Origin of the sequence: Hydrogenovibrio halophilus DSM 15072, from assembly GCF_000384235.1 — a bacterium.
Lineage (GTDB): Bacteria > Pseudomonadota > Gammaproteobacteria > Thiomicrospirales > Thiomicrospiraceae > Hydrogenovibrio > Hydrogenovibrio halophilus.
On the sequence record NZ_KB913033.1, the window covers coordinates 897,824 to 914,221 of the forward strand.

The 16,398-nt window shown below is 55.3% G+C and carries 18 protein-coding genes; 11 read left to right on the plus strand and 7 right to left on the minus strand.

Features of this window, described 5'->3' with window-relative positions:
- The first annotated feature begins 40 nt into the window (after positions 1 to 40).
- Both A377_RS0104315 and A377_RS0104320 read left to right on the plus strand, forming a co-directional pair.
- Positions 41 to 421, plus strand: coding sequence for a DUF6627 family protein (locus A377_RS0104315; protein WP_028485262.1), 381 nt, complete (start codon positions 41 to 43; stop codon positions 419 to 421).
- Positions 422 to 510: 89 nt separating this feature from the next.
- Entirely contained in the window at positions 511 to 1,422 is a 912-nt protein-coding gene (locus A377_RS0104320) for a PA2778 family cysteine peptidase (RefSeq protein WP_245546768.1), read from the plus strand.
- 6 nt (positions 1,423 to 1,428) lie between these two features.
- Here A377_RS0104320 and A377_RS0104325 read toward each other — a convergent pair whose 3' ends face one another.
- A complete protein-coding gene (locus tag A377_RS0104325; RefSeq protein ID WP_157760730.1) occupies positions 1,429 to 2,736 on the minus strand; it encodes a coiled-coil domain-containing protein in 1,308 nt (435 codons plus the stop codon).
- Positions 2,737 to 2,852: 116 nt separating this feature from the next.
- Between A377_RS0104325 and A377_RS12685 the strand changes: the two genes are divergently transcribed.
- A complete protein-coding gene (locus A377_RS12685; RefSeq protein WP_019894944.1) occupies positions 2,853 to 3,944 on the plus strand; it encodes an acyl-CoA dehydrogenase family protein in 1,092 nt (363 codons plus the stop codon).
- A gap of 12 nt (positions 3,945 to 3,956) precedes the next feature.
- Here the strand turns inward: A377_RS12685 and A377_RS0104335 are convergent, their stop codons facing one another.
- A complete protein-coding gene (locus tag A377_RS0104335; protein ID WP_019894945.1) occupies positions 3,957 to 4,262 on the minus strand; it encodes a hypothetical protein in 306 nt (101 codons plus the stop codon).
- Positions 4,263 to 4,392: 130 nt separating this feature from the next.
- Between A377_RS0104335 and A377_RS0104340 the strand changes: the two genes are divergently transcribed.
- The 8 genes from A377_RS0104340 to A377_RS0104375 all read left to right on the plus strand — a co-directional run bounded on the left by A377_RS0104340 (position 4,393) and on the right by A377_RS0104375 (position 12,268).
- Complete coding sequence (locus A377_RS0104340; RefSeq protein WP_019894946.1) at positions 4,393 to 4,881, plus strand: YeeE/YedE family protein; 489 nt, start codon at positions 4,393 to 4,395, stop codon at positions 4,879 to 4,881.
- A gap of 18 nt (positions 4,882 to 4,899) precedes the next feature.
- Positions 4,900 to 5,424, plus strand: a complete 525-nt coding sequence (locus A377_RS11840) for a DUF6691 family protein (RefSeq protein WP_157760732.1) — start codon at positions 4,900 to 4,902, stop codon at positions 5,422 to 5,424.
- 100 nt (positions 5,425 to 5,524) lie between these two features.
- Positions 5,525 to 6,163, plus strand: a complete 639-nt coding sequence (locus tag A377_RS11845; protein ID WP_019894948.1) for a zeta toxin family protein — start codon at positions 5,525 to 5,527, stop codon at positions 6,161 to 6,163.
- Between the two features lie 231 nt (positions 6,164 to 6,394).
- Positions 6,395 to 8,221 carry a translational GTPase TypA gene (typA, locus tag A377_RS0104355; protein ID WP_019894949.1) on the plus strand — a complete coding sequence of 609 codons (1,827 nt, stop codon included), beginning with the start codon at positions 6,395 to 6,397 and terminating at the stop codon, positions 8,219 to 8,221.
- A gap of 16 nt (positions 8,222 to 8,237) precedes the next feature.
- Positions 8,238 to 8,687: a D-aminoacyl-tRNA deacylase gene (gene dtd / locus A377_RS0104360; protein WP_019894950.1), complete on the plus strand. Its 450-nt coding sequence runs from the start codon at positions 8,238 to 8,240 to the stop codon at positions 8,685 to 8,687.
- A 78-nt stretch (positions 8,688 to 8,765) separates the two neighbouring features.
- Complete coding sequence (locus A377_RS0104365) at positions 8,766 to 10,874, plus strand: EAL domain-containing response regulator (RefSeq protein WP_019894951.1); 2,109 nt, start codon at positions 8,766 to 8,768, stop codon at positions 10,872 to 10,874.
- Between the two features lie 132 nt (positions 10,875 to 11,006).
- On the plus strand, positions 11,007 to 11,627 hold the full coding sequence (locus tag A377_RS0104370) for a hypothetical protein (protein WP_019894952.1): 621 nt from the start codon (positions 11,007 to 11,009) through the stop codon (positions 11,625 to 11,627).
- On the plus strand, positions 11,624 to 12,268 hold the full coding sequence (locus tag A377_RS0104375) for a hypothetical protein (RefSeq protein WP_019894953.1): 645 nt from the start codon (positions 11,624 to 11,626) through the stop codon (positions 12,266 to 12,268). The genes A377_RS0104370 and A377_RS0104375 overlap by 4 nt, the downstream gene beginning before the upstream one ends.
- Before the next feature lie 34 nt (positions 12,269 to 12,302).
- Here the strand turns inward: A377_RS0104375 and moaC are convergent, their stop codons facing one another.
- From moaC to moaD, 5 genes are all read right to left on the minus strand, one after another.
- On the minus strand, positions 12,303 to 12,791 hold the full coding sequence (gene moaC, locus A377_RS0104380; protein ID WP_019894954.1) for a cyclic pyranopterin monophosphate synthase MoaC: 489 nt from the start codon (positions 12,789 to 12,791) through the stop codon (positions 12,303 to 12,305).
- A 40-nt stretch (positions 12,792 to 12,831) separates the two neighbouring features.
- Positions 12,832 to 14,202 (minus strand): ankyrin repeat domain-containing protein, encoded by a 1,371-nt coding sequence (locus A377_RS0104385; protein ID WP_019894956.1) that lies wholly within the window; start codon positions 14,200 to 14,202, stop codon positions 12,832 to 12,834.
- Between the two features lie 151 nt (positions 14,203 to 14,353).
- Positions 14,354 to 15,571, minus strand: a complete 1,218-nt coding sequence (locus tag A377_RS0104390; RefSeq protein WP_019894957.1) for a molybdopterin molybdotransferase MoeA — start codon at positions 15,569 to 15,571, stop codon at positions 14,354 to 14,356.
- Between the two features lie 80 nt (positions 15,572 to 15,651).
- Positions 15,652 to 16,128 (minus strand): molybdopterin synthase catalytic subunit MoaE, encoded by a 477-nt coding sequence (gene moaE / locus A377_RS0104395; RefSeq protein WP_033422832.1) that lies wholly within the window; start codon positions 16,126 to 16,128, stop codon positions 15,652 to 15,654.
- Between the two features lies 1 nt (position 16,129).
- The gene (gene moaD, locus A377_RS0104400; RefSeq protein WP_019894959.1) at positions 16,130 to 16,381 is read right to left on the minus strand and encodes a molybdopterin converting factor subunit 1; all 252 of its coding nucleotides are present in this window, start codon (positions 16,379 to 16,381) and stop codon (positions 16,130 to 16,132) included.
- Positions 16,382 to 16,398 lie beyond the last annotated feature (17 nt).

Below are 16,398 nucleotides of genomic sequence, written 5' to 3' on the forward strand. Positions count from 1 at the left end.
GGGCAGTTAGCTCCTCACCATTCAACTTTAGGAGATGGTTATGAAGAGACAATGGACCAGCTGGACAATTTTGGTGGCTTTTATGAGTGTTATGACTTTGCCGGTTCAGGCGGCGATGATGTCGACCGAGCAAGTGGTGCAAACCCAGCAGGCGCAGGTGGACCGTCAAAACCTTACGCAAATGCTTGACCGCACCGACGTGCAGGATCAGCTCGTGGCAATGGGCGTATCCGCCGACGATGTGCAACAACGCGTCGCGGCGATGACGGATACGGAAGTGGCACAACTCAACGGACAGCTTGCCGATTTACCGGCGGGTGAAGGCGTTCTTGGCGTGGTGGCACTGATCTTTGTGGTGTTTGTGATCACCGATGTCGTCGGTGCGACGGACATTTTCCCATTCATTCACCCCGTCAGATAATGGCTTTGCCATTCCCGTTTTATCGCGCCCGGCTCTGGCTGGGCGTTTTTTTGTCTGCGTCCCTGATAGCCCTTTCCGGGTGTGGCTCTTTGCCGTATTCACAGGAACTGACGGTGTCGCCACAACAGGCCGAACTGAGCCAGGTGCCATTTTACGCGCAGACAAAATACCAGTGCGGCCCGGCGGCCCTGGCCACGGTGTTGCAACATCGCGATCAGAATGTCTTGCCGGACGACCTGGTCAGCCGGGTTTATACGCCACAAAAACAGGGCAGCCTGCAGGTGGACATGATCGGCGCGGCACGTCAGCAAGGGCTGGTTCCCTACCCGCTCGAACCAAAAATGCAGGCATTGCTGACCGAAGTGGCCCAGGGCAATCCGGTATTGGTGATGCAGAACCTGCGCTTTGGCTGGTGGCCGCTTTGGCACTATGCGGTGGTAGTGGGGTACGATTTGTCTGAAAACGAAGTGGTCTTGCGCTCTGGCGAAACCAAACGCAGGGTGACCACGCTTGGGACATTTGAACGCACATGGCAGCGCGCCGACTACTGGGCGTTGGTGGTGGTGGAGCCGGACCGGATTCCGGCGACGGCCAATCACCAGGCCTGGTTAAAAACCGCTTTTGATTTGGAGCAGACGGGGCAAAAGGCCGCCGCGCTCACGGCTTACCAAACCGGCTGGCAAACCTGGCCGCAAAGCGCCCAGCTGGGCATGACGCTGGCCAATTTGCATTACCAACAGGGTCAGTACGATTCAAGCAGTCAAACGTTTGCAGCCCTGAGCCGAAGACACGGTCAGCAAGCGATGGTCTGGAACAACTGGGCCTATGCTCTGAAAGCGCAGGGCTGCAAGCATGAAGCCCATCAGGCGGCGCAATGTGCAAGACAACTCGCGCCGGACGATCCTGACATTCAATCCACCTCCCAGGAAATGCAAACCTCTGCCCGGCCTGAACCGGATTGCCCCAGAGTTCAGTGCCCGACGGTTCGGTCGGAGAATTAACCCCTCTCAGGATTTCGTCACCGCAGGTGGTTCCGTTTTCTGCGGTGGCTCTGCCGCAGCGTCTTTTCTGCTATGAAAACGCTTGTCGAAATCCAGCCCCCAGACGACCTTGAAAAACCTCACCACAACGTACAGAAACAACAATGGCAACAGAATTGAGCGCAGAATAAAGGCCACCATCGCGTTCAGCATCGCATTGATCGCATTGGTCATCACATCTTTGAGGCCTTCGTAAGTCAGCTTGTCTGTGAGCCCGTCGAACTTGCTTGAGAGACCGGAAATCTTGTCTTTGACCCCGCCCATAAAGCCGATGGATTCGCCGCGAAGCCGTTTTTCCAAATCCCGGATCGCCTGATTCAATTTGCCCATCGCCTCATTCCCCGCAGCCAATTCGTCTTCCAGCGCATCCAGTTTCGCCACGGAACGGTCAAACGCGGATTTGGCAGTTTTCGCGCTGCTTTCAGAACGGAAAGGGTTATAGGTCTCCAGAGTCGAGTATTGATCCAGCGCTTGGCGAAACCGCTCGACTTCGGCTTGCTGGGCGTCAACCTGACCCGCCAGATCACGCACCGTTTCCGCCATTTCGGTCTTCTGCTGTCTGTGGTTTTCCAGCCGAGCTTCCAGTCTGGCTTTAACCTCTTCGGGAATGGCAGGCGGCAGCTCCATCTCTTGGATCGCTTCTTCCGCGCTGCCCAATGCCTGCAGGTTCTGTTCCAGTTTTTCGTCCAGAAACATCTGACTGGCCACGCCACTGAGCAGCGCCATCAAAACCACCAGAAAGCGGATGACCACCAGCGTAATAAACAGTTTGATCGCGATCACTTGGTATTTGACCGCGTTAAGCAGCAAGGCGCCCACAGCGAATCCGGCCGTCAGCGTCAGCAGCAGATTGAAAAAGGCGGTGCCCACAATTTCCACCAGCAGTTTCTGCAATACCAGCGAACCGATCGCCAGTTTCATCACGGTCGAAAAGTCCTCGACCATGTCCAGCAAGGGGGAGATCACTTCGCCCACGGACACCGAAGTGCCCAGCCCGAACTGAAACGTCACCGCAGTGGATTCAATGACCGAGCCCAACGCATTGATGCCGCGGCCGATTCCGAACGCCACCCCCGCATCGATCAGGGCCTCGTCCACATACTCGATGGCCAACAGATCCAGTGCATTGGTCCAGGACAGCGCCAGGACGAAAGCGACCGCAAGCACAAAGAGTTTGCTGTATAAACGATCCGTGTGTTCAAACATCATGTCCCTCAACGGTTGAAAGTCAACGCTGAGCGCGGCCGCTTTTACCCGACCACACTCGCCTACCATTTAACGCCTCTTTTTCCAAACTGGCAATCACAAAACGCTTACGCAAAGCGAAGCTTTCTATGCATAGGATAGTTAAATGAATAGAATGGACGCTTTCCAATTTCCGGTTCCACCCCATGCCCAAAACACACAGATCAAACCCGCTTCTCGATCACGTTGAGGCCCTTTTGCCGTTGATTCGGCGTGATGCGGCGGTGGCCGAGGCGCAGGGACGCCTGACGGATTCGGTGTTGCAGAACCTGTTTGATCTGGGGCTGTTTCGGTTGTTTGTCTCCGAGCGCTATCAGGGCATGAGCGTCGATTTGCCCACGGCCTTGCGCGTGTTTGAACGGGTCGCTTCGGCCGATGGTGCCACCGGTTGGCTGGTGATGATCGGCGCAGGCGGCGGTTTGTTTTCCGGGTTTCTGCCGGAAAAGGCGGCGCGCGCCCTCTTTGAATCCAAATACGCTGTGATTGCCGGGTCGGGCATGCCCTGTGGAATGGCCCGCCCAAACGCTGACACAGCGCCGGATAGGTTTGAGGTCAGCGGACGCTGGCCTTATGCCAGCGGGGCGCACCATGCCAGCACCTTTACCGCCAACTGCAAACTGGCTGGCGACGAAGACCGGATTGTGTCGATTGCGGTGCCCGCCAGCGCGGTGACCATTCATGACACCTGGTCCACTCTGGGACTGAACGCCACCGGCAGCCATGATTTCAGCATCGACCCCATGCCCCTGGATGCGTCCATGACGTTTTCGCTGTCTGAACCGCCTGTTCTGAATGAGCCCATTTACCACTGTCCGCTGGAAACCCTGGCTCATTTGAGCTTTGCCAGCGTGGCGCTTGGGCTCTCTCAGCTGGCGCTGAACACGTTTGAAGCCCATTGTCAGCAAGCGATTGCACCCAATGCGGCGCCCAATCAAAACAAGCAAACGCAGATAAAACAGGCCCGGGATCAGATGGAACACGCCCGTAACACGGTTTACCCGCAGGCCGAGCGCATCTGGCAGTCGTTAACCGGGGAAGGGACGGTCTCGAAAGCGCAGCAGGAAACGACCCGACAAACCTGTCTCGAGCTGGTTCAAACCTGTTTGCAGAATGCGGATGCGCTCAAGGCCCAGGCCGGGATGATGGCGATCAAAACCGATTCGGAATTCGGTCGCGCCTGGCGTGATTTGCATACGCTGGCGCAACACGCGCTGCTGGCCCCGGAGCCAGTGCATTGAAACAGAGGGGACCTACGTCGGGCGTTTGCCATTCGGATTCGGGCGCATGGTCAGCAGGTTTTCGACCTCGTGGGCATGATAGCCTCGGCCCAGCGCATAATCGGCCAGTGCCTGAGCCCGATCCTGCAACCGTTCGGGGGCCACATCGTTTTCAATCGCTTCTTCCAGATGCTCGGACAGCCGCTCCAAGGTGTCCACTTCGTTTTCATCCGGGTCCAGACCCTGCGTGTGCAAACGTGTCAGATTCTGATCAAAACTTTCCAGCAACTGGCGTGCCTTCAGTGTGCATCGGATCGGGATCACCTGTGACTGTGTCATCGTTACTCCAAATTAAAAGCTCTAATACCCCATAAACCTATTTTATAGGTAAACAAAAAACCTCTTTTTGCAGTCTCCATCCCCGCATTCTAAAATGAGGGTTCATTCAGAAACACAGAATCGCGTTGTTATGGAAGTCATTGTCTGGAGCGCCTGGCTGGCCGGTTTGGCCATCGGGTTGTTCGTTATATTTCATTTTTGGCTGATGGGCAAGCCCGCCGGTTGTTCCACCGGTTACGGCAATGTCTGCGGGCTGATGTGCCAGCGTGTGTCCTATTTTCGCGAGGGCGAATACCGTCAGTTAAACAACGCCAAACTCTGGTTTTTGCTGGGCATTCCGCTGGGCGGCCTGATCAGCGCCTTGAGTTCGCCCGAACCTTGGCATTTCAATTTCAGCATGGGCATGTACGACGAGATTCTGCCGCAGACGCTGGCAGGCAAAGCCATCTGGCTGGTGTTTGGCGGTGCGCTGCTGGGCTTTGGCGCACGTCTGGCCGGTGCCTGCACCACCGGGCATGCGCTGGTCGGCGGGGCCATGCTCAATCCGCCCAGTCTGCTGGCGGGGATGATTTTCTTTTTGAGCGCCTTTTTTACCACCCATCTGCTGTTTGGCACCTGAAACCGGAGAAGGTGAATCATGTACGAAGAAACCCTGTTCCTACGCTGCCGTAATATGCTGGTCTCCTTCTTTTTTGTCTACCGCACCCAGATTTTCGGGTTGCTGACCGGTGTGTTGTTCGGGTTCCTGATGAGCCGCGCCGGGGCCACCACTTACGACTATCACGCCAAAATGTTTCTGTTTGAAGACTTTCAACTGATGATCGTGATTGCCACCGCCGTCGTCATCGCCATGATCGGCGTCTGGCTGCTGAAAAAAACCCACATTCATGCGGTCGCCACCGGCGAAGAAGTCGATTTTGTCAAAAAGCCCTACCAGAAAGGCCTGATAATCGGGGCCGCTCTGTTTGGCGTGGGCTGGGGCATGACCGCTTCCTGCCCCGGCACCATTCCGGCCATGATCGGCGAAGGCAAGGTCGCTGGATTTTTCGCCCTCGCCGGCATCCTGATCGGCACCATGGCCTACGGCATTCTGCAAAGCCACCTGCATCTGGCCAGACAACAAGCCGAGCAACAGTCGACCCCTTCCAAAGACACCGACTGACGCCAGCCAGCGACCAAAACCCAAGAATCTACCAGGCCTGGTAAACTTTAGGATATCATAAAGAAAACATGCGCTTGGGGGATGGCCGCTGGAGCATTCAATGAACAAAGAATTGACCATCATTGCCGGGCCCAACGGGGCAGGCAAAACCACGTTTGCCATGCAGCTGATTGATGAAGGTGTGATAGAACACTTTATCAACGCCGACGAGATTGCCAAATCATTGATCGACGTGCCAGCCGAGTTTCGCAACATTCATGCAGGCAAACAGTTTTTACGGCGTTTGAATCAAGCCATCCAACAACAACAAACTGTGTGTTTTGAGACCACTCTTTCAGGTCTTTCTTACCTAAAGCGCATTCAAAAACTCAAACAACAAGGTTGGCAGGTCACCCTTTATTATCTGGCATTGGAAGACGTTGCGCTGTCCAGACAACGGGTCAAAGAACGCGTTCAGCATGGCGGCCACAACATTCCCATCCAGGACATTGAACGACGTTTTCCAAAGAGCGTGTATAATTTGTTCTACCATTATCTGAAAGTCGTTGATTCGATGTATTGCGTCTTGAATATGGACGAACCCGACCTCATTTTTTTCAAAACCGGCAAGAATGTTGAAATCACTCTGCCACAGCATTATCAAAACCTGAAATCGATTGCGGATGCGTATGATGAAAAAAGCGAAAAAACTAGACGGAAAAGACGTTGTCGAAATCCTGAAACGCGCGGTCAAACGTGAAATGAATCGAAAACGCGCACTGGGTCAATACGCTGTGATTTTTGAGGATGGCAAAATCAAAAAGATCCAATTTTAAGCGATCAATCTTCTTACCAGGCCTGGTAGATTTTGGGTTTCGTCCCCTCTGCAAATGGCCTAAGCGCTTGTGAACTAACAAAAAACCGTGGGTTTCACAAAAATCGACAGGGCTTTCTGTATAATACCCCCTTTTCGAAACACCTGAGAGACCCAATGAAAACCGATCATATTCGTAATATCGCCATTATTGCCCACGTTGACCACGGCAAAACCACCCTGGTTGACCAGCTTTTACGCCAGTCTGGCACCTTTGATGAGTCGCGCAAAGACATGGGCGACCGGGTCATGGATTCCAATGACCTGGAAAAAGAGCGCGGTATTACGATTCTGTCGAAAAACACCGCCGTCAACTGGCGCGATTTCCGCATCAACATTGTCGACACCCCCGGCCACGCCGACTTTGGTGGCGAAGTGGAACGGATTCTGTCGATGGTGGATTCGGTGCTGCTGCTGGTCGATTCGGTCGAAGGCCCGATGCCGCAAACCCGTTTTGTGACCGAAAAAGCCCTCAAGCAAGGTCTGAAGCCGATTGTGGTCATCAACAAGATCGACCGTCCCGGCGCGCGTCCGGACTGGGTTCTGGATCAGACCTTTGATTTGTTTGACCGCTTGGGCGCGACCGATGATCAGATGGACTTTGAAGTCATCTACGCGTCAGGCCTGAACGGTTTTGCCGGTCTGGAAGACGACGTGCGTGATGGCGACATGACGCCGATTTTTGAAATCATCACCGAAAAAGTGCCGGCACCCGATGTGGACATTGCCGGACCGTTTCAGTTGCAGTGTATCTCGCTCGATTACGACACCTACAAAGGCGTAATCGGCACCGGACGCATCAAGCGCGGTGCCGCCGAAGCAGGCATGACCCTGACCATCATCGGCGCCGACGGCAAAGAGCGCAAAGGCAAACTGGCCGAACTGTTTGGCTTTCACGGACTGGAGCGGATTAATGTGGACGAAGCCCATGCCGGTGACATCGTCGCGTTTTCCGGGCTGGACCCGCTGAACATTTCCGACACCCTGTGTGATCCCAACCATGTGGAGGCGCTGCCACCTCTGACCGTGGACGAACCGACGGTCAGCATGACCTTCCAGGTCAATGACTCGCCGTTTGTGGGCCAGGACGGCAAACTGCTGACCTCGCGCCAGATTCGCGAACGCCTGGACAAAGAGCTGCTGACCAACGTGGCGCTGCGCGTGGAAGAAACCGAAGACGCCAACAAGTTCCGGGTTTCCGGGCGCGGCGAGCTGCACTTGTCGGTGTTGATTGAAAACATGCGTCGCGAAGGCTACGAAATGGGCATTTCGCGTCCGGAAGTCATTTTCCGCGAAATCGACGGCCAAATGTGCGAACCCTATGAAAACCTGACCGTGGATGTGCCGGAAGAATCGCAAGGCTCGATCATGGAAAAACTGGGCGAGCGCAAAGGCGAAATGCAGGACATGGTGCCGGACGGACACGGTCGCGTGCGCATTGACTTTATTATCCCTTCGCGCGGCCTGATCGGTTTCCGCACCGAGTTTATGACCGCCACCCAGGGACACGGACTGATCTTTTCCAGCTTTTCGCATTACGGCCCGACCTTCAAAGGCGAAATCGGCGACCGCAACAATGGGGTGCTGATCGCCAATGCCAAAGGCAAGGCGCTGGCGTTTGCGCTGTTTAACCTGCAGGACCGCGGCAAGCTGTTTATCGGACACGGCGAAGACGTGTACGAAGGCATGGTGATCGGCCTGCACAGCCGCAGCAATGACCTGACCGTGAACGCGCTCAAGGGCAAGCAGCTGACCAACGTGCGTGCCGCCGGCACCGACGAGGCGCTCACACTGGTACCGCCTCAGCGTTTTTCGCTGGAGCAGGCGCTGGAATTCATCGATGAGGATGAACTGGTCGAAGTCACGCCGCACCACGTGCGCATTCGCAAAAAGGAATTGACCGAAAACGAACGCAAACGTTCGAGCCGTCCCAAAAAGAACTGAGGACGGTTTTCGGTTTATGATTGCGCTGTTGCAACGCGTCACCCAAGGCCAGGTCACGGTTGCGGGCGACACAGTGGGGCAGATTTCACCAGGCCTGGTGGTTTTGCTGGGATTCGAACCCCACGACAGCGCACTGACGCTGGACAAAATGGCGCACAAACTGCTGCATTATCGAGTGTTTGCCGACCAGGACGGCAAAATGAATCTCAATGTGCAGCAGGCCTTTGACAACCGGGGCGGCGAGCTGTTGCTGGTGCCCCAGTTTACTCTGGCCGCTTCCACCCAAAAAGGGCTGCGTCCCAGCTTTCATACCTCCGCCCCACCCGATCTGGCAAAAACGCTTTTTCACGATTTCTGCGAGCGCATCGCTCAGGCTTACCGCCCGCCTCAAACCGGTCAATTCGGTGCCGACATGCAGGTATCGCTCACCAACGACGGACCCGTGACTTTCTGGCTGCAGACCTGACTGGTACGACGGCGGGCGGTTCGCTTTTTTTTTGCGATCAAAGCGTATACACTGATGGTTAAAAACACGAGTGGTACCATGTCCGAATCTCACGCGCCTTCTTCCCAAGACCTGACCCGCCTGCATGGTCAACCGGCCCACATATTGGTGATCGATGACGATCCGGTCATCTGCAAAACCATTGCCAAGGTGCTGGAAAAAAAAGGCTTTCGGGTCACCCAGACCCGGAACGGGCGCGAAGGCTTCAGTGCCTTTCTGGACGATTTGCCCGATCTGGTTCTGATGGACGTGCTGATGCCGGAAATGGATGGCTTTGCCACCACCGAAGCCATCCGCCACTACGAGAAAGAGCGCGCTGTCCCCATTCTGATGCTGACCGCACCGGAAGACATTCCCTCAATTGACCGGGCTTTCAAGGCCGGGGCCACCGATTTCATCACCAAACCCATCAACTGGTCACTGCTCAGTCAGCGGGTCAAATACGCGATCAAGGCCTCTTTGACCGAAGACGCACTGCGCATCAGCCAGACCCAGTTGAGCTTTGCCCAGCAGCTGGCCAGACTGGCCTACTGGGAATGGGACGCGGTCAATGACCGGGTCAGCGGGTCCGGCTTTGCGTTTGAGCTGTTTGGCATTCCCAATCAGGCCGACGTGACACTGGAACAATTTCTGTCCAACATCGAAGCCAAAGACAAGCCACTGGTCCAGCAGGCCATTGCCGATGCCAGTCAGGGCTATGACGACCTTCAGGTCAGCTTCCGGGTTCACCACCATGACGGTAGCAAACTGCACGTGGACCTGCTGGGCGAAGTGTTTTTCAACGAGCGTCACGAAATGATCAGAGTGACCGGTTCGGCGCAGGACATCAGCCGCCTGCACAAGGCCGAAAGCCTGATCGACTATCAGTCCAGCCATGACAAGCTGACCGATCTGGCCAACCGTTCTTTCTTTACCAAAGCCCTCAACACCTTTCTGGCCGAAGCCAAATCCGATTGCTACAGCGCGATCGTGATCTTCGACATCGACAGCTTCAAGAAAATCAATGACAACCTGGGTCAGGAAGAAGGCGACGAATTGCTGCGCAAACTGTCGCAACGCCTGAACCGGGTCACCCGCGAAGACGATTTTGTGGCCCGACTGGGCAGCGACGAATTTGCGATCATCATCAAGAACGCGCAGGACGAACAGGAACTGGGCTTGAGTCTGGCCCGGCTGTTTCAGGCGCTGTCCAAGCCCTATTACATCACCTCCCAGGAACTGTTCATCACCCTGTCGATGGGCGTCAGCCTGCTCAATCAGGACGGAACCGAAGCCAGCGACCTGATTGCCCACGCCAACATGGCCCGTACGCAGGCCAAGCAGGAAGGCGGCAACAAGTACCTCTACTATCAGGCGCAGATGAACGCCCATTCCAAAGAACAGCTGATTCTGGAAAACGATCTGCGCAAAGCGCTGGAACGGGATGAAATCGAAGTCTATTACCAGCCACAGGTCAATGGCCAGACACTCAAACCCTATGGTGCCGAAGCACTGGTACGCTGGAACCACCCGGAAGCCGGGATCGTGTCACCGGGCATCTTTATTCCCATTGCCGAGAGCAGCGGCCTGATTGACGAAATCGGCCATTATGTGCTCAAAACCGCGATGCATCAGGCGCACCTCTGGCATCAGGACGGTTTCAAGGACTTGCACATTGGCGTCAATCTGTCCGGCCGCCAGTTCTCCCACAATGACCTGATCCGTCAGGTACAGACCCTTTTGACCGAAACCGGACTGCCACCGCGTTTTCTGGACCTGGAAATCACCGAAAGCCTGGCCATGAGCAATGCCGACCACAACATCAGCATTCTCAAAAGCCTGAAAGCCATGGGCGTGTCGCTGTCGATTGATGACTTCGGCACCGGCTATTCGTCGCTGGCCTACCTGCAGAGTTTTCCCATCGACACCATCAAAATCGACCGCTCCTTCATCGTCAATCTGGAAACGTCCGAAGGCCAGGCGATTGTGCGCACCATCCTTGCCATGGCCGAAAGTCTGAACCTGCAGGTCGTGGCCGAAGGCATTGAAGAAGAATTCCACGTCGCCTTTCTGCAGAACAAAAACTGTGCGGTGTTCCAGGGCTTCAAATTCGGCAAACCCATGCCCGCTGCGGACTTTGCCGAATTTTTGCGTCATAACAGCGGTTAATCGCCGTCCAGCAACGCTTTTTTCTTTAAAACCAGTCGGAAAAGAATTAGAGTAACACGCTTGAACACAGCGCCATCAGGCAAGTCATCTCCCGATCTTCGCGCTTTTTTTGGATTCGACACAGGAAAAACCATGCGATACCAAGTCAACAAAGACGAAAAATTTCTGGCCAAAAACCCTCACCATATTTTCAACCTGAATGTGCTGATCACGCATCTGGCCGTTTCCAAGGTCGCGCTGGAGCTGGGGGATGGCAACCCCTTTTACTTTTTGCTGGTGCCGGGCCTGTCGATGCTGGTCATCGCCTACCTCTATTTTCACGGCAAAAAGGTGCAGGAACGCGGCTCCTGGTTTGTGTCTGCGCACTGGATGCTGGCTTACCGCCGTGGCCGAAATCTGATGATTTCCTACGCCGTAGCGGTGGCGGTGCTGGTATTGGCAACGATATTGGGCAATGTCTTTGGCGGCGGTCTGATGATGAACGATTTCTCCGAGACCGGTTCCTCCACCTCCATTGTCCAGAAAATCGGCATGTTCTTCGCCGGGGTGCTGGTGTTTTTTACCGTGCTTTATAACTTCCTGCAGACCGGGATTTCGGTGTACGACGCCGGCAGAGGCATCATTGACAAGAAAATCGAGCGCTTCATGCCACGCAATGCCGAAGCCAATGAAGAACTGGGCGAGGGCGACGAGCAGGTCAGAACCGAAGCGCCCGATCCGAAATCGAACGACGAGACTGAGACCCGATCATGAACCTGAAAACCCTGCTTGCAAAACTGCCCATCTGGGCATGGGTCCTGATCGGCGCCACCACGGCCACGCTGATGTTCGTGGTTTTTCCGCCGGAACGCACCCAGACGCCACCGCAATTATTGCCGTGGAACGCCACCTACAATGAACAGGGGCGACTGCAGGCATTGGGACTGTCCGTTGGGCAGGACACCACTCAACAGGCCATCGACCTGTATGGGCACGATTATGAAGTGCGGTTGTTTTCCAAAAAAGACGAGGACGGCAAGACCGCCGAAGTGTTTTTCCCCTCCATTCACATCAGCAGCATCCACGGGGCCATCGCATTGCGCCTCAAAGTGCCTCAAGACGAACTCAACCGCTTCTATTCCGAGGGCATACAAACCACGGTGACCAAACTGGGCAACCGCGAAGTCACGCCCCACAATGAAGCCATCGAAGCACTCAAAAAGGCACCGATCCAGTCGGTCACCCTCGTGCCCAGAAAAAGCCTGACCGAACGCGCCATCAAAATGCGCTTCGGCGAACCCGAACGCACCCAGGTCCAGTCAGACGGCGTGCCCCACTGGTTCTACCCGGAAAAAGGCCTGGAAATCATCCTCAACAACGAAGGCCCGGACGCGCTGCAGTACTACCCGTTTTAACCAGGCCTGGTTAAATAGGATTTTTTGGGGAGGACTATTCGTCTGCTTCTCTGGTCCAGTGGCCGCTTTTTCCGCCTTTCTTTTCTTCCAGCTGAATGCCTTCGATCTGCATGCCTTTGTCCACCGCTTTGCACATGTCATACAGCGTCAGCGCGGCGGCAGAAACGGCGGTGAGCGCTTCCATTTCCACCCCGGTCTGCCCGGCCAACTTGCAGGTGGCTTCAATGTCCACGCAGCTTTCTTTCGGATTTTCCGTCAACTCGACCTTGACCGAGGTCAGCATCAGTGGATGACACATCGGAATCAGGTCGGGGGTGCGCTTGGCGGCCATAATCCCGGCAATGCGGGCGGTGGCGATCACATCGCCTTTTTTGTGGGTGCCGTCCAGGATCATGGCCAGGGTCCGGGGTTGCATCACCACTCGGCCGACGGCCGTCGCTTCGCGCTCGGTCACCGCTTTTTGGGTCACATCGACCATCCGTGCCTGGCCTTTTTCATCAAGATGGGTCAATGCCTCACTCATGACGTTCTCCTTTTCATAGTGATGATCGTTCTAAATACATTTAAGCACCCGCCTCTTCAAGCAGGTCGATGATTTTATCGCCCGCTGCCGTTTTATTTTTGTAGGCGATATCCAAGGGAGTGAGTCGATCGGTTCCATGCATGGACCAGGCTTGCCAGACCGGATTGAGCGCCACACCCTGGTCTATCAAATACGCAACCAGAGACACATGGCCCTTGGCCGCCGCCGTATGGAGCAGGGTTTGGCCTTTTTCCCACTGAGCACCCAGATCGGCACCATGTCTGACCAGCATTTTGGTCATGGTCATGGCGCGGGGTTCATCATCGATCGTACCCAACAAATACATGGGCCAGGGGGCCATACGCACGCCCAACGCCAGCCATTCTTTCAGTGTGTCCAGGTCGCCATGCTCAAGCACCAGGGGCACCTTGGCCTTTTGCGCGTCCAAATTGGCATTGGGGTTTGCCCCTTGATCGACCAGTGTTTGCGCTTTCGCGTACGCCTGATCGGTTTCAAAATAATTTTCAAAAAGGGTGCTGAATGTCTGGGTCGCCTGATAGTGGCTGTATTGTTGCCAACCCAGCACGGCGGCCAGTAGCACCAAGCCCAGGGTCACTGCGGTCACTGGACGATCGGAAACAGTGCTGGCTTTGCCTTTGATCGAACGCAAAAACTGATAGAGCATGCCCGCATAAAGCTTGATGTCTTCGTCACTCGTCCCCGCATCCTGCATGGACGAGACAGCTGAGTCAGTGGCCTGTTCAACGAAGGTCTGATATTCCCTGGATTTTTTACCGTGCTTTTTGATGACCTGACGTGCATCCTTGGCCATGTCCATCAATGTGCCCGGAAAACGCTGTTCGAACGCCCATACCCCCATCTGAAACGCCGTTTCTTCCTGTTTGATCGGGGCCAGATAGACACTCAAAAAGGTACTGGAGACAAACATAAACAGCATCAAAGGCCAGTAAGGGGCCAGGGCAATCCACAAGCCTTGCCCGTTGAGCACTTGATACAGTTGCACCCAGACCAACAGTGCAATCGCCGCATAGCTGAGCACAAGCGCCGTGGTAAAGAGGCGATTGAACCATCCATCGGACGGGTATTGGATGCGTGCGTGCCACTGGAGCTTGAGCGGGGCAAACATCGACTGGGATTTTTCCAGTGCCTCAATGCGTTTGAGCTCCATATACCGCCTGACCATATACACACTGTAAAAAGGGGCCAGGATAAAAAAGGTCAGGCCCACAGTGGCCAGCGTCAGCACCATCAACCCTGCCGCACTTGCCATACTCAGACCGGAGACATTGAGCCGGGTCTGATTGCCTGAGCGGATGAGTTGACCGTTCTGATATTCCTTGACCAACGCCTTTTTGAAGACCGGCGTGTTGGCGATTTGTTTCAAATCCATGTGTGATCCTTCAGCGCGCAACGCGAATTGAGTTTAGCAAGTTCCGAATGAAACCACACATTGTAAGGAATACATCACCGTAATTTAAGCCATATTGCGCAATTTATTACAAAGACCGGCAACTTGATGACAAAACGACCAGGCCTTGTCATTATTGGAACGCATCAAACGGCAAGAAAGCCACGGTATCGCCTTGTGACACCGTCGTGTCCTCTTCGATCACCACAAACCCTTCACCCCAGACGGTGGAAGTCAGAACGCCGGACCCCTGTTGCGGATACAAGACGACTTTGGTTTCCGCGTAATTGGGACCACTGACCAGTTGCGCTCGGGCGAACTCACGCCGAAATCCGGCCTGAGGCCAGTCAAAGTCGGCCTTGACCCAGTAGGGCTTGATGTAGACGTCTTCGGCCCCCTGCATGCGCAGCAGAAACGCGCGGGCAAACAGATAACAGGTGGCAAAGGCGGAAACCGGGTTGCCCGGCAGACCGATAAACGGCGTATCATTCACAAAGCCAAACGCCAGTGGTTTGCCCGGCTTCATTTTCACCCGCCACAAATCCAGCGAGCCCAGTGCCTCCACAGCGGGTTTCAGATGGTCTTCTTCGCCCACCGACACCCCCCCGGTGGTAATGATCGCATCGGCCTGTTCACTGGCTTGCTGCAAGGCACGACGGGTGGCGGTCGCGTCATCGGGAATGCGTCCCAGATCAACCAGTTCAACCCCCCATTGCTGCATCATGCCTTGAATCACCGAATGATTGGCATTGAAAATTTTGCCCGGTTGCCAGTCTTCGCCTGGGGCCAGCAGTTCGTCACCGGTGGTAAAGGTCGCCACTTTCAAAGGGACATACACGGTCACTTCGGCCTGACCAATGGAGGCGATCAACCCCAGATCCTGCGGACGCAGACGCTGTCCGGGTTCCAGAATGGTCGCGCCTTTGGCAATGTCTTCGCCTTTGCGGCGAATGTTTTCGCCCGCTGCCACACTGGGCTGTTTGATCCGAATGCGGGTGTCGTCCACCATCTCGGCGTTTTCCTGCATCACCACCGCATTGGCATCGGGTGGAATCGGCGCGCCGGTAAAGATGCGCGCAGCGGTCCCGCTTTCCAGCGGCGTGTCGGCGTGATCGCCGGCAGCAATGCGCTGGCTGATCGGCAGCTCCTGCCCGTGGGTCAAATCAAAGCTGTGCAGTGCGTAACCATCCATCTGACTGTTGTCATGCGGCGGCACCGCCATCGGCGACACAACCGGTTCGGCCAGTACACGGCCCAGTGCTTCGCCAACCGGCAAGGTCTGAGTGCGTTGAAGGGGTTGGGCCTTTCTGACCAGTTGTGCCAGGGCCTGATCGAAGCTCAGCATTTGCATGATTGGTTCCTTGTTCATCGAAAAAAAACCCCGCGGAGCGGGGCAATGACAGTTAACCGTTGAAGGTCGTTTAAAAAAATTCAGGCGTTTTCGGAAGCCTTAAGCCACTTCTTTTTGGCTTCGTCATCCGAAAGCCGTGCGTCCACCCAGCGGGTGGTGCCATCAGGCAAGGTCTCTTTCTTCCAGAAAGGCGCGTGGGTCTTGAGAAAATCCATAATAAAATGCGCCCCTTCAAAGGCCGCTTCCCGGTGACGCGAGGCCACAGCCACCAGCACTATCTGATCACAGGGACGCATTTCGCCCACGCGATGTATGATCAAGCTGTTCTGCAGGGGCCAGCGCTGATGCGCTTTCTGGCGGATGTTTTCCAGGGCTTTTTCGGTCATGCCTGGATAATGCTCCAGTTCCAGAACGGCCACATCGGCATGGTCATTGACGTCGCGCACCGTACCAACAAAACTGACCACGGCACCAATGTCCTTGTGGCCCTCTCTCAGGGCCTTGACCTCATGACTGAGATCAAAATCGTCGGTTTGTACCCGGATCTGCTCGAACATCTCAGCCACCGGTCACGGGCGGAAAAAAGGCCACTTCGTCCCCGGCTTTGATCGGGGTATGACGCCGCGCCATGTCCTGGTTGACGGCAATCTGAACCTGCTGGCCGTCACCCAGAATCCGTGCCCAGTTGTCGCCGCGCTCGGACAGGTGTTTCAACACACATTCCACCGACTCAAAGCCTTCCATCGGCAATTGCTCGCGACTGGTGCCCAATTCTTCTCTGAAACGTGCAAAGTACTGTACGGTCAACATCTGCTTGTCCTCTTTGT